This window comes from Thioclava sp. GXIMD4215, assembly GCF_045291555.1.
GTDB classification, from domain to species: domain Bacteria; phylum Pseudomonadota; class Alphaproteobacteria; order Rhodobacterales; family Rhodobacteraceae; genus Thioclava; species Thioclava litoralis.
The window spans coordinates 991,878-1,005,003 of record NZ_CP149515.1; the positions used below are offsets into that span (position 1 = coordinate 991,878).

Below are 13,126 nucleotides of genomic sequence, written 5' to 3' on the forward strand. Positions count from 1 at the left end.
ATTGACAGGCCTGCACATTAGGGCCAGCACATTGAGGGCCAGCCATTACCAGACAGCATCATCATGACGCTGGACCATCTATTGGAAAGGATCGGCGATGATCCGTCCTCGTTTCGGGGCCGCGCAAGGGCGCAAAACAACATATCTGTGGCTCGCAGCACTGCTATGCCTGACCACCCTACCGGCGCGGCCGCTTCAGGCGCAGCCGCCCGTCGCCGTTGAAATCACCCAGCCCCAGACCGTGCCAGCCCAGCATGATGTGCGTTTTATCGGCACGATCGAGGCCCCCGAAACCTATCCCGCCAGCTTCCGCTCGGGCGGGCGGATCACCCAGATGGCGGTGGATACCGGCGACCATGTCGCAAAAGGCGATATCATCGCCACGCTTGACCAGACAGCGGCGCAGGCCTCTCTGGATGCGGCCAAGGCCAGCCTGACCTCGGCGCAGGCCCAGCTGGACCAGACGCGACAGGCCCGCGACCGTGCACAAGGCCTGCTTGCCCGTGGCACCGGCACACAGGACGCGCTGGACGAGGCCACGCAGAATTTCCTGCAGGCGAAAGCCGGTTTCGATCAGGCCCAGGCCCAGCTTGAAACCGCACAGCAGGGCATGGACGATACCGTTTTACGCGCCATCGACAATGCCGTGATCACCGAACGCGCCGCCGAAATCGACGAGGTCGTCAGCGCCGGTCAGGAGGTGGTGATGCTGGCCAATGAAACGGCCCGCGAGGCGGTATTTCAGGCCCCCGACATCGCCGGACTGGCCGGTTTGGCAGGCCGCAGCATCACCGTTGAAAGCCCCGCCCAGACCACTCCGCTGAATGCCAAGATCAACGAAGTCTCGCCACAACTCAGCGATACCGGCACTGTGACCATCAAGGCCCGCATCGATGATGCCAGCGCCCAGCCGCCACGGATCGGCACGCTGATCACCGGCCAGATCTCGCTGCCGCAACCGCAGCGCCTTGCCCTGCCGTGGGATGCGCTGGTGAGCGGCCCCGAGGGCGATGCCGTCTGGGTGGTGGACCCGCAGAGCATGCAGATCCGCCTGACCCCCGTCGAGATCGCCGCCTATAGTACGACTCAGATCGAACTGGTGCCGTCTTCCGCGATCACTGCCGATATGAAGATCGTCGCAACCGGAGCCGATGGCCTGTTCGACGGCCAGACCGTGACAGAGACCCGCGGAGACAGCCAATGAGATATGCCGCTATCCTTCTGGGCTACTGCCTTGCCCTGCCCGCCTTCGCACAGGACGCCTCAACACAGAGCGGGCCAACACAGAGCGGGCCGGACACGGCCACACCACGCCCTGTCATCACCGAAATTCTGGGCGAGGTGCCCACCGGCCAGCGTGTCTTTTCGGGCATGGTCGACGCGCGCTACGAGACCTCGCTGGCCTTTCGCACGGGCGGGCGGGTGTCGCGCATCCATGTCGAGGCGGGCGATCGTGTCAAACAGGGCGATGTTATTGCCGAACTGGACCAGATCACGCTAGAACAGGACCTGCGCGAGGCCAGGGCCGCGGTCGGGCAGGCGCAGGCCGCGCTTGATTATGCGCAGGCAAGCTATGATCGCGCCGCCACCTTGCGCAAACGCGGCGTGCTGGCGCAATCGGATTTCGAAACCGCCGAGGCAAGCCTTGCCGCAGCCAAGGCCCAGTTTGACAGCGCCCAGGCGCAGGAACGCCAGAGCACGCAGGCCGCAGGCTATGGCAAGCTGACGGCCCCTGCCGATGGCATCGTGCTCTCGCGCGCGATCGAGCCGGGGACATTGGTTTCGGCAGGCACCGAGGTGGTGACTTTTGCGCGCGGCGATGACCGTGAGGCGGTGATCGACATGCCGCAGGTTCTGGCCAGCACGCTGGAGCGCGACCAGAGCTTTACCGTCAGCCATCATTCCACCGATGTGCCCCAGATCAAGGCCAAGCTGCGACTGGTCGAGCCGGTCACCAATTCCAGCCTTGATACGATGCGCGCCCATCTGACCCTGATCGCGCCCAGCGAGGATTACCGTATCGGCTCGCTGGTATCGGCACGGCTGGATACCGGCAATGGCGAAATGCTGAGCATCCCCAAGGCGGCTCTTGTCGCGGGCACCCCGCCCAGCGTCTGGGTGGTGAGCGGCACCCCCCGCGTGCTGCACCGCACCACCATCACCACCGGCACCGATTACGGCAGCCGCATCGTGGTGACCCAAGGCCTGAAAAGCGGCGACGAGGTCGTGCTGCGCGGGCTTGACGCCTTGCAGGAAGGCGCGCGGGCCGGTCAGGGCCTGACCCTTGCGGGCGCGCCGCGCACCACCACGCCAACGGCACAGGAAAGCACGACAAAATGAGGTCCGCAGATATGAAGTTCAATCTTTCGGACTGGGCGCTGCGCAACCGCTCTGTCATCTGGTTCCTGATGGTCATGTCGCTGGTGGCAGGCATCTTGGCCTTCAACTCGATGGGGCGCGAGGAAGACCCCAGCTTCACCATCCGCACGATGGTCGTGTCGGGCAGCATGCCCGGTGCCACCGCCGAAGAGACGATGGAACAGGTCACCGACCGGATCGAACGCAAGCTGGCCGAGATCGACGCGCTCGATGTCACCCGCTCGATCACCTATCCCGGTCAGGCGGTGATCTATGTCGATCTGCGCGACAGTATTCCCGATGACCAGATCCAGCCGACCTGGACCCGCGTGCGCGAACTGATGTCGGATATCCGCGGCGATTTCCCCAGCGCGTTCCAGGGGTTTTCCTTCAATGACGATTTCGGGGATGTCTATGGCAATGTCTATGCCTTTACCGCCCCCGATTACAGCCCAGACGAGCTGAAGTCATGGGTGCGCAAGATCCGCGACGATGTCGAGCGGCTGGATCAGGCCGGTAAGGTCGACCTGATCGGCACCCGCGACCGTGTGGTGACCGTCGAATTCTCGACCCGCCGTCTGGCGGCACTGGGGCTGGATGCGCAGACCGTGCTCAACACGCTTTCCACCCAGAACCAGATCACCCCCACCGGCACGATCCAGACCCCGCAAGAGCAGATCGGATTGCGGCTTACCGGCGCATTCCCCGATGCCACGGCGCTGGCCCATGCGCCGCTGCGGGTGGATGACACCTTCTTCACCCTCTCCGATGTGGCCGAGGTAAAGGACGGCTATGACGACCCGCCCGCCTCGCTGATCCGCTACGAGGGGCAGCCTGCGGTGGGCCTGATCATCGGCATGCGCGAGGGCGGCAATATCCTGAATTTCGGCAAGAGCCTCGATGCGCTGATGGCGCAGGAAGTCGCCAAGCTGCCGATGGGGATCACCCTGCACAAGATCGCCGACCAGCCGACGGTGGTGCAGGATTCGGTGGGCCATTTCGTGCGGGCACTGGCCGAGGCGCTGGTGATCGTGCTGGCCGTCAGCTTCGTCTCGCTGGGCGTGCGGGCGGGGTTTGTGGTGTCGCTGACCATTCCGCTGGTGCTGGCCGTGACCTTCCTGATCCTCGATCTGATGGGGATCACCCTGCAGCGGATCTCGCTCGGGGCGCTGATCATCGCGCTGGGGCTTCTGGTCGATGATGCGATGATCGCGATCGAAACCATGATCTCGCGGCTTGAGCGGGGCGAAAGCCGCACCAAGGCCGCCTCTTACGCGTGGACCGCCATTGCATGGCCCATGCTGACGGGCACGCTTGTCACGGTTGCGGGCTTCATTCCGATTGGCCTCAATGCCTCGCAGGCGGGCGAATATACCCGCTCGCTCTTCTATGTGATCGCCATATCCCTGCTGATCAGCTGGATCGTGGCCGTGCTTTTCGCGCCGGTTCTGGGCAAGACATTCCTGCCCGCCAAATGGAAGCACCAGACCCATGAGGCGGGCCGCCTGCGCCGCAGCTTCCACCGCGTTCTGGAAAAGGCGATGGTCCATCGCTGGGTCACCATTCTCGCCACCGTGGGGCTGTTTGCCCTTTCGGTGCTGGGGCTTGGCCATGTCGAACAGCAGTTCTTCCCCTCTTCCGAACGCACCGAGCTGATAACCGATGTGACGCTGCGCGATGATGCGGGCTTCGAGGCAACCGATGCCGAGATCTCCCGCTTCGAGACATGGCTGAAAGCCCAGCCGGAGGTGGCATTCTGGACCGCCTATGTCGGCACCCCCGCTCCGCGCTTCGTGCTGACACTGGATGTGAAGCCCGCCGTTCCCAATGAGGGGCAGGTGGTGATCGAGACCAAAAGCCTGACCGACCGCGATAGCCTGCGGGCCAAAATCCGCAGCTATTCGGACAGCCGCGCGGGGGTGGAGTTCTACCCCAAACCGATCGAACTTGGCCCCCCCGTGGGCAAGCCCGTGCAATACCGGATTTCGGGCAGCGATTACACCACCCTGCTGGGCGAGGCCCGCAAACTGGCCGCGTTGATGGCCAAGGATGACCGCCTTTACGCCATCGACATGGATTGGGGGGCCCCTGCCCGTGTCGTGCGGCTGGACCTTGATCAGGCGCGGATGCGCCAGCTTGGCCTGACCCAGTCGGATGTGGCGCAGGTGCTGACCACGCTCTATTCCGGCACCACCATCACCAATCTGCGGCAGGGGATCGACCTGATCGAGGTGGAACTGCGGGGCCGCAAATCCGACCGAGACACGCTGGACGGGCTGAAAAGCCTGCAATTTGCCAATACCAGCGGCAATCCCATCCCGCTGACCTCGATCGCACATTTCGAATATGTCACCGAACCTCCGGTGATCCACTCGCGCGACCGTGTGCCCACAATCACCGTGCGCGGCGCGATTGACGGCACAGCCCAGCCCGCCACAATCGTCAATGACCTCGCGCCGCAGATCGCGCGGTTTACCGCCGCTCTGCCCTTGGGCTACAGCTTGGAAATGGGCGGTTCGGTCGAGGAAAGCGGCAAATCGCAAGCTCCGATCATCGCGATCGTGCCCTTCATGGTGCTGATCATGCTGTCGCTGATCATGTTCCAGTTGCGCAGCTTCCGCCTGATGGTGGTCGTGCTGGCGGCGGCGCCTCTGGGGCTGATCGGGGTGGTGGCCTCGATGCTGCCGCTCCGCGCGCCGATGGGCTTTGTGGCGCTTCTGGGGGTGCTGGCGCTGATCGGCATCCTGATCCGCAATTCGGTCATCCTGATTCAGGCCACCGAGGATCTGCGCGCCGAGGGCCATGACCGCTGGAGCGCGATCTGGCATGCCTCCGACCAGCGCGCCCGCCCGATCCTGCTGACCGCGGCGGCGGCCTCGCTGGCACTGATCCCGATTGCACGGCAGATCTTCTGGGGGCCGATGGCGATTGCCATGATGGGCGGGATTATCGCCGGTACGTTGATCACGCTGCTGTTCGTGCCCGCCCTCTACTGCGCGATCTTCCGCGTCAAGGCGCCTGCGCCCGAGCAAGGGGCGCGCTAGGTCCGCCTCCGCCGATCACGGCAGGGCTTGGCGAAACCGGCCCTGCCGCGCTATAGCGGGAAGACCAAAGAGGAGGAATCCGATGGCTGGCCCCGCGCTGGTGATCTTTGATTGCGATGGCGTCCTGATCGATTCCGAGGCGCTTTCGGCCTCTGTCTTCATGGAAGAGCTGGCCCTGCTGGGAATGGGGATCGACCTCGACTATTTCGCCCGCAACTGTCTGGGGCGCGCCTTTCCAAGCGTCCGCGCAAGGCTGGAACGCGATTTCGGACAAGCCCTCCCCGAGGGGTTCGAGGCACATTACCGCACCAAGCTGATGACCCGCTTCTCGCGCGATCTGAAGGTCATGCCCGAAGTTGTCGAGGCCATCCGTCGGCTGGACAGGCCCTATCATCTGGCCACCTCCTCGGCACCGGCACGGCTGGCGCAATCTCTGGCCATTACCGGCCTGAACACGCTCTTCGAGGGCCGCTGCTCTACGGCCTCCGAGGTCAGACGCGGCAAACCCGCCCCCGATCTGTTCCTGCATGTGGCCGCCCTTTACGATGTCGCACCGCAGGATTGTCTGGTAATCGAGGATTCGGAGGTGGGCATTGCGGGGGCCCGTGCAGCGGGCATGCGGGTCTGGCGCTTTCTGGGCGGGGCTCATCTTGCCCCTCTGGCCGCAGCCCTTCCCCAAACACCGCAGGACCCCGCTCTGCTGGGCGGGGCCGATCTGGCCTTTCACAGTTTCGCGCAGTTCACCGCATTGCTCTCGGCATGGCCCCTGCGGCCGCTTATCCAGTCCAGCCCCTTTTCCGGAGCCTCCAAATGATCCCGTCCGACCGCGCCAATGAAGCCGAAGCCAACCTTCTTGATCTTGCCGCCCGCGCGGCATGGCTTTCCTTTGTGGGCGGCATGACGCAGGACCAGATCGCGCTTGAACTGGGCATTTCGCGCCAGCGCGTCCAGCGGCTGGTGGCGCGGGCATCTGCCGAAGGGCTGATCCGCGTCAGGATCGATCACCCGATTGCCGAATGTCTGGAACTGGAACAAAGGCTGCGCGACCGCTACGGGCTGTTCTCCGCCCGCGTTGCGCCCTCGCTTTCGGCCACCGGCGACCCGAATGACGCGCTGGCCCCTTTTGCCGCCCCTCTGCTCGAGCGGTTTTTCACCGACCCCGCCCCCAAGCTGATCGCGCTTGGCACGGGCCGGACCCTGCGCATGATTGTCGAGCAGATGCAAAGCCTTGCGGGCGGCCATCACAAGCTGGTCTCGCTGATCGGCAACGTCGCCCCCGACGGCTCGGCCTCGCATTACGAAGTGATCGTGCGTCTGGCCGAAAAGGTCTCGGCACCGCATTTCCCGATGTCGATCCCTGTGGTTGCCGCCTCCGAGGCGGAACGCGATCTCTACCGCTCGCTGCCGCATGTCAAAGCCTCTATCGATCTGGCACTGCGCGCCGATTTCGCGATTGTCGGCATGGGGCAGATGGGGGCCGATGCGCCGCTTCTGATGGACGGGTTCATCACCCCCGAAGAGCATGCGGACTGGGTTCGCGCCGGAGCCATCGGCGAGATCGGCGGCCACGCTTTCAACGCCGAAGGGCAATTTCTCGACCACCCGATGTCGCGGCGCATCGTGGGGGCACGGGTGCCTCATGGCGATATGCAGGTCCATTGCTTTGCCGCAGGCCAGAAGAAGCTTCCGGCCCTGACGGCGGCCCTCAAAGGCCGCCTGCTGAGCCATCTGGTGACAGATGAGCGCACCGCGAAAGCACTTCTTAACGATTGATTCCCATTCTACTCTGGCGCGAACCAGCCATTGCGTCCCCCTGACAAGGGCCGCATTCCTGCGCGGAAGGAGAGGATATGTTACCGCTATCACCAATTTGCGCACATCCAAGCGGCGTTTTGCGCATATCACCTTTCTCCCCAGCGCAATTCACACTTGACTCACAGCCCCGTTCATGAGCATTTGCCCATAGAGCGGATAATTGCTCGTTTGAATTTTGGGAGGAATTCATGACCATGACAATCCGTGCCCTTCTGGGTGCTTGCGCCCTTGGCGCGCTTGCCACAGCTGCTGCAGCCGAAACCACCATTACCGTCGCCACCGTGAACAACGGCGACATGGTGCGGATGCAAGGGCTGATGGACGACTTTTACGCCAAACATCCCGACATCAAGGTTGAGTGGGTGACGCTCGAGGAGAACATTCTCCGCCAGCGTGTCACGCAGGACATCGCCACCAATGGCGGCCAGTTCGACGTGATGACCATCGGCAATTACGAGGTTCCGATCTGGGCCCAACGTGATTGGCTGGTGCCGCTCAACGATCTTCCGGCAGATTATGATGCCGATGACCTGCTGCCCGCCATGCGCTCGGCGCTGTCGGTGGATGGTACGCTTTACGCGGTGCCGTTCTATGGCGAATCTGCGATGGTGATGTATCGCAAGGATCTGGCCGAGAAGGCCGGTGTGAGCATCCCTGACCAGCCGACCTGGAGCCAGATCAAGGACGCCGCCGCGAAGATGACCGATAAAGACAACGGCATCTATGGCATCTGTCTGCGCGGCAAGCCCGGCTGGGGCGAGAACATGGCCTTCATCTCGGCTATGGCAAACTCCTATGGTGGCCGCTGGTTCGATATGAACTGGGAGCCGGAATTCGATAGCGAGCCGTGGAAAGCCACGCTCACCGACTATCTCGACCTGATGACCAAATACGGCCCGCCCGGTGCGTCGTCCAACGGCTTCAACGAAAACCTGTCGCTCTTCCAGCAAGGCAAGTGTGGCATGTGGATCGATGCGACCGTCGCGGCAGGCTTCGTGACCGACCCTGAAGAGTCCACCGTGGCTGACAAGGTCGGCTATGCGGTCTTCCCGAACAAGGAAGGCGTCGACAATCACGGCAACTGGCTGTGGTCGTGGAACCTCGCCATTCCGGAAAGCTCGGCACATAAAGACGCGGCGAAAGCCTTCGTCGAATGGGCAACCTCGAAAGAGTACACCCAGATTGTGGCCGACAAGCAAGGCTGGCGCGCAGCCCCTCCCGGTACCCGGACCTCGCTCTACGAGAACCCCGATTATCTGGCTGCCGCGCCCTTCGCACAGCTGACCATCGACACGATTTCGAAGGCCACGCCCGAGAAACCGTCGGTGCAGGATGTGCCCTATGTCGGCGCACAATTCGTTTCGATCCCCGAATTCCAAGGGATCGGCACGGCTGTGGGCCAGATCTTCTCCGCCGCTCTGGCAGGCCAGATGGGGGCAGATCAGGCACTTCAATCCGCGCAGGCCTTGACCGAGCGTGAAATGAAGAAAGCCGGTTACGTAAAGTAATCCACCAACCGCAATTATAGCTGCGGGCAGGTCCCCCTGCCCGCATTGCGCTATACACCACGGCCCCGCAGCGCGGGACCGTGGACCTTCGACCCAAAATCCAACCAAGCGTGCCGAGGTAGCCCATGGCCACGAAGCATTCCCGCGCCGCTGCGAGGTTGATGATTTCTCCTGCCGTTATTCTTCTTCTCGGCTGGATGATCGTCCCTCTGGCGATGACGCTCTACTTCTCCTTCCTGCGATACAACCTTCTCATGCCCGGCATGGAAGAATGGACAGGCTTCCTCAATTACGAGTTCTTTGTCACGGATCCTGCCTTTATCACGGCGCTGCTTAACACCGTGTTACTGGTGGTGGGGGTTCTGGCGATCACCATCGTGGGGGGCATTCTTCTGGCGCTGCTGCTGGACCAGCCCTTCTTCGGGCAGGGGATCGTGCGCATTCTGGTGATCGCGCCGTTCTTCGTGATGCCCACCGTCTCGGCGCTGGTGTGGAAGAACATGTTCCTCAATCCGGTCAACGGGCTGTTTGCGCATATCGCGCATCTCTTCGGGCTTCCGGCCTATGATTTTCTGGCCCAGGCGCCGCTGGCCTCGATCATCGGGATCGTCTCGTGGCAATGGCTGCCCTTTGCGACGCTGATCCTGCTGACGGCCCTGCAATCGCTTGATCAGGAACAGCTGGAAGCGGCCGAGATGGACGGGGCCTCGAAACTGGCGCGGTTTTTCTACATCATGCTGCCGCACCTGTCGCGGGCGATCACCGTGGTGATCCTGATCCAAACCATCTTCCTGCTGTCGATCTTTGCCGAGATCCTGGTGACCACCAATGGCGGTCCGGGCGTGGCCTCGACCAACCTGACCTATATGATCTATGTGCAGTCGCTGCTGCAATTCGATGTCGGCGGCGGCTCGGCGGGCGGTGTCATCGCGATCATTCTGGCCAATATCGTTGCGATCTTCCTGATGCGGATGATCGGCAAGAATCTGGAGGCCTGAGATGTCCCGTATCGTCACTCCCCGCCGCAAGGCGCTGACCACCGTGCTTGCCTGGGCTGTGGGCATTGCGATCTTCTTCCCGATCCTGTGGATCTTCATCCTGTCGTTCAAGACGGAAGGGAATGCGATCGCCTCGCCGCTCAAGGTGCTCTTCTCGGGCTGGACGCTGGAAAGCTACCATACCGTGCTCGAACGCTCGAACTACCCGCTATTCTTCATGAATTCGGTCATCATCTCGGTCGGTTCGACCCTGCTGGCGCTGATCATCGCGGTGCCCGCCGCCTGGGCGATGGCCTTTGTGCCGGGCCGTCGGACCAAGGATATCCTGATGTGGATGCTGTCCACCAAGATGCTGCCGCCGGTGGGGGTTCTGGTGCCGATCTACCTGATCTTCCGCGATCTGGGGCTGCTGGACAGCCGCATCGGTCTGGTCGTCGTGCTGACGCTGATCAACCTGCCGATCATCGTCTGGATGCTGTTCACCTATTTCAAGGAGATCCCCGGCGAGATCCTGGAGGCGGCGCGCATGGATGGCGCGGGGCTGAAGGAAGAGGTGCTTTACGTGCTGACGCCGATGGCGGTCCCGGGCATGGCCTCGACGGTGCTGCTCAACATCATCCTCGCCTGGAACGAGGCGTTCTGGACGCTCAACCTCACGGCTTCCAAAGCCGCGCCGTTGACGCAGTTCATCGCCTCCTATTCCTCGCCCGAGGGGCTTTTCTACGCAAAACTCTCTGCCGCCTCGATCATGGCCATCGCGCCGATCCTGATCATGGGCTGGTTCAGCCAGAAACAACTTGTCCGCGGCCTGACCTTCGGCGCGGTGAAATAAGGACATAAGTCATGGGACAAATCACTCTGAAGGGCGTGCGCAAGACCTTTGGCGAAGTCGAAGTCATTCCGCCGCTGGATCTGGATATCAAGGACGGCGAATTCGTGGTCTTCGTGGGCCCGTCGGGCTGCGGCAAATCCACCCTGCTGCGTCTGATCGCGGGGCTCGAGGATCTTTCGGGCGGGCAGATCATGATCGACGGCACGGATGCCACCGAGGCCCCCCCCGCCAAGCGCGGCCTCGCGATGGTGTTCCAGAGCTACGCGCTCTATCCGCATATGTCGGTCAAGAAAAACATCGCCTTCCCGATGAAGATGGCCGGTGTGCCCACCGTCGAGCAAGAGCGCCGCATCGCCTCGGCGGCCGAGGCGCTCAACCTCACCGATTACCTGCACCGCAAGCCCGGCCAGCTTTCGGGCGGCCAGCGCCAGCGGGTGGCCATCGGGCGAGCCATTGTGCGCGAACCGGCCGCCTTCCTGTTTGACGAGCCGCTCTCGAACCTTGACGCGGCGTTGCGGGTGAACATGCGCCTCGAGATCTCGGAGCTGCATCAGAAGCTCAAGACCACCATGATCTATGTGACCCATGATCAGGTCGAGGCGATGACCATGGCCGACAAGATCGTGGTGCTGCGCGCAGGCCGCATCGAGCAGGTGGGCAGCCCGCTCGATCTCTACCGCAACCCCGATAACCGCTTTGTCGCGGGCTTCATCGGCAGCCCCAAGATGAACTTCATCGAAGGCGAGCGCGCCGCGGCCCGCGGGGCCCATGCCATCGGCATCCGCCCCGAGCATATCGACCTCTCGAGCACGCCGGTCGACGGCGCGATCGAGGGTCTGGTTGGCGTCTCCGAGCACCTTGGTTCGGACACCTATGCCCATGTGCAGGTCGAAGGCATCGGCCAGTTCAACGTCCGCGTCTCGGGCGAGGTCGATGTCCATGCCGGCGACACCGTCTGGCTCACCCCTCAAGAGCATAACATCCACCGCTTCGACGAAAACGGTAAAGCGATCCGGTAAACCACTCTGGCAGGGGCTGGCGCCCCTGCCCCTTGCGGCCCCTTCCAGGTGGCCCCCACTCCATTTCAGATAGGTGCCACCATGGTACAGCTTTCCAACGCCACTCTGTCGCAACTGCCCGAGGCCGTTAAGCGCCCCAGCTACGACCGCAGCAAACTGACCCCCGGCATTGTGCATATCGGTCTGGGCAATTTCCACCGCGCCCACCAGTCGTGGTATCTGCACCGGCTGATGGAAGCGGGCCTTGCCCATGACTGGGCGATCATCGGCGCGGGCGTGCGTGCCCCCGATGCGGCCATGCGCGACCGTTTGCTGGCGCAGGATTGTCTGACCACGCTGATCGAGCTGGACCCCAAAGGCCAGTCGGCCGAGGTCGTGGGCTCGATGATCGACTATATTCCGATCGAGGACGGCAATGGCGCGCTGATCAAGGCGATGACCGATCCGCAGATCCGCATCGTAGCGCTGACCGTCACCGAGGGCGGGTATTTCATCGACCCCGCCACCAAAGGCTTTGACGCCAAGCACCCCGATATTCTGCATGACGCCGCCAATCCCGAGACGCCGAAGACCGCCTTCGGGGCCATCGTGGCCGCGCTGAAAATCCGCCGTGACACGGGCGTCGGCCCCTTTACCGGCCAGTGCTGCGACAACCTTCAGGGCAATGGCGCGATCCTGCGTCAGACCGTGGTGTCGCTGGCGCGTCTGTCGGACCCCGATCTGGCCGACTGGATCGATGCCAACTGCACCTTCCCCAATGCAATGGTCGATTGCATCGTCCCCGCCACCGGTCCGAAAGAGCTGGAACTGGTGCGCTCGATCGGCATCGAGGATAACTGCCCCGTCACCCACGAGAATTTCCGCCAATGGGTGATCGAGGACAACTTCTGCGCGGGCCGCCCCGATTGGGACAAAGCGGGCGCGACCTTCTCGGATGATGTGCACAGCTTCGAGACCATGAAGATCCGCATTCTCAATGGTGGCCATCAGGTCATTTCGGATGTGGGCGAAGTGCTTTCGGTTGCACATATTTCCGAATGTATGGACCATCCCAAGATCCACGCGTTCTACCGCAAGGTGGAGACCGAAGAGATCATGCCGCATGTGCATGCCGTGCCCGGCATGACGCCCGAAGGCTATGTCGCCCTGATCGAGGCGCGTTTCTCGAACCCGATGATTGTCGACACCACCCGTCGTGTGGCCTTTGACGGGTCGTCACGCCATCCGGGCTTCATCCTGCCTTCGGTGCGCGAATGCCTCGAGAAAGGCCTGACCGTCGAGGGTCTGGCGCTCGTCTCGGCGGCTTGGGCGCGCTACTGCACCGGCATCCGTGAGGATGGCACGGTCGTCGAACCCAATGACCCCTTCTGGGCGGACCTGCAGATCCGCGCCTTGGCTGCCAAAGAGAACCCGCAGGAATGGCTGGAAAACCGCCTTCTATATGGCGAACTGGCCGATGATGCGCGTTTTGCCGAGCCCTTCGCGAAATGGCTGACGATGATCCATGCGCAGGGCCTTGAAGCCGCGCTTGACGCCTATCTGGCCTGATCCG

The 13,126-nt window shown here is 62.8% G+C and carries 10 protein-coding genes; all 10 read left to right on the forward strand.

Annotated elements, in window-relative coordinates; genetic code table 11:
• Nucleotides 1–97 precede the first annotated feature (97 nt).
• The 10 genes from WDB86_RS04815 to WDB86_RS04860 all read left to right on the forward strand — a co-directional run bounded on the left by WDB86_RS04815 (nucleotide 98) and on the right by WDB86_RS04860 (nucleotide 13,122).
• Nucleotides 98–1,204 carry an efflux RND transporter periplasmic adaptor subunit gene (locus WDB86_RS04815; protein WP_406736768.1) on the forward strand — a complete coding sequence of 369 codons (1,107 nt, stop codon included), beginning with the start codon at nucleotides 98–100 and terminating at the stop codon, nucleotides 1,202–1,204.
• Nucleotides 1,201–2,340: an efflux RND transporter periplasmic adaptor subunit gene (locus WDB86_RS04820; protein ID WP_406736769.1), complete on the forward strand. Its 1,140-nt coding sequence runs from the start codon at nucleotides 1,201–1,203 to the stop codon at nucleotides 2,338–2,340. The genes WDB86_RS04815 and WDB86_RS04820 overlap by 4 nt, the downstream gene beginning before the upstream one ends.
• Nucleotides 2,341–2,351: 11 nt before the next feature.
• Nucleotides 2,352–5,402: an efflux RND transporter permease subunit gene (locus WDB86_RS04825; RefSeq protein WP_406736770.1), complete on the forward strand. Its 3,051-nt coding sequence runs from the start codon at nucleotides 2,352–2,354 to the stop codon at nucleotides 5,400–5,402.
• Between the two features lie 82 nt (nucleotides 5,403–5,484).
• Nucleotides 5,485–6,216, forward strand: a complete 732-nt coding sequence (locus WDB86_RS04830) for an HAD family hydrolase (RefSeq protein ID WP_406736771.1) — start codon at nucleotides 5,485–5,487, stop codon at nucleotides 6,214–6,216.
• Complete coding sequence (locus tag WDB86_RS04835) at nucleotides 6,213–7,175, forward strand: sugar-binding transcriptional regulator (RefSeq protein WP_406736772.1); 963 nt, start codon at nucleotides 6,213–6,215, stop codon at nucleotides 7,173–7,175. The genes WDB86_RS04830 and WDB86_RS04835 overlap by 4 nt, the downstream gene beginning before the upstream one ends.
• Nucleotides 7,176–7,405: 230 nt before the next feature.
• Entirely contained in the window at nucleotides 7,406–8,725 is a 1,320-nt protein-coding gene (locus WDB86_RS04840) for a sugar ABC transporter substrate-binding protein (RefSeq protein ID WP_339107050.1), read from the forward strand.
• A 125-nt stretch (nucleotides 8,726–8,850) separates the two neighbouring features.
• A complete protein-coding gene (locus tag WDB86_RS04845) occupies nucleotides 8,851–9,723 on the forward strand; it encodes a sugar ABC transporter permease (protein ID WP_330629630.1) in 873 nt (290 codons plus the stop codon).
• 1 nt (nucleotide 9,724) lies between these two features.
• Nucleotides 9,725–10,555: a carbohydrate ABC transporter permease gene (locus WDB86_RS04850; protein WP_330629631.1), complete on the forward strand. Its 831-nt coding sequence runs from the start codon at nucleotides 9,725–9,727 to the stop codon at nucleotides 10,553–10,555.
• An 11-nt stretch (nucleotides 10,556–10,566) separates the two neighbouring features.
• Complete coding sequence (locus WDB86_RS04855; protein WP_406736773.1) at nucleotides 10,567–11,574, forward strand: ABC transporter ATP-binding protein; 1,008 nt, start codon at nucleotides 10,567–10,569, stop codon at nucleotides 11,572–11,574.
• 81 nt (nucleotides 11,575–11,655) lie between these two features.
• Nucleotides 11,656–13,122 carry a mannitol dehydrogenase family protein gene (locus tag WDB86_RS04860; protein WP_406736774.1) on the forward strand — a complete coding sequence of 489 codons (1,467 nt, stop codon included), beginning with the start codon at nucleotides 11,656–11,658 and terminating at the stop codon, nucleotides 13,120–13,122.
• The last annotated feature ends 4 nt before the right edge of the window (nucleotides 13,123–13,126 follow it).

Coding starts and splice junctions, on each gene's coding strand:
- WDB86_RS04820 (WP_406736769.1), top strand. CDS start 1,201: ATGAGATATGCCGCTATCCTTCTGGGCTACTGCCTTGCCCTGCCCGCC.
- WDB86_RS04850 (WP_330629631.1), top strand. CDS start 9,725: ATGTCCCGTATCGTCACTCCCCGCCGCAAGGCGCTGACCACCGTGCTT.
- WDB86_RS04815 (WP_406736768.1), top strand. CDS start 98: ATGATCCGTCCTCGTTTCGGGGCCGCGCAAGGGCGCAAAACAACATAT.
- WDB86_RS04830 (WP_406736771.1), top strand. CDS start 5,485: ATGGCTGGCCCCGCGCTGGTGATCTTTGATTGCGATGGCGTCCTGATC.
- WDB86_RS04860 (WP_406736774.1), top strand. CDS start 11,656: ATGGTACAGCTTTCCAACGCCACTCTGTCGCAACTGCCCGAGGCCGTT.
- WDB86_RS04825 (WP_406736770.1), top strand. CDS start 2,352: ATGAAGTTCAATCTTTCGGACTGGGCGCTGCGCAACCGCTCTGTCATC.
- WDB86_RS04835 (WP_406736772.1), top strand. CDS start 6,213: ATGATCCCGTCCGACCGCGCCAATGAAGCCGAAGCCAACCTTCTTGAT.
- WDB86_RS04855 (WP_406736773.1), top strand. CDS start 10,567: ATGGGACAAATCACTCTGAAGGGCGTGCGCAAGACCTTTGGCGAAGTC.
- WDB86_RS04845 (WP_330629630.1), top strand. CDS start 8,851: ATGGCCACGAAGCATTCCCGCGCCGCTGCGAGGTTGATGATTTCTCCT.
- WDB86_RS04840 (WP_339107050.1), top strand. CDS start 7,406: ATGACCATGACAATCCGTGCCCTTCTGGGTGCTTGCGCCCTTGGCGCG.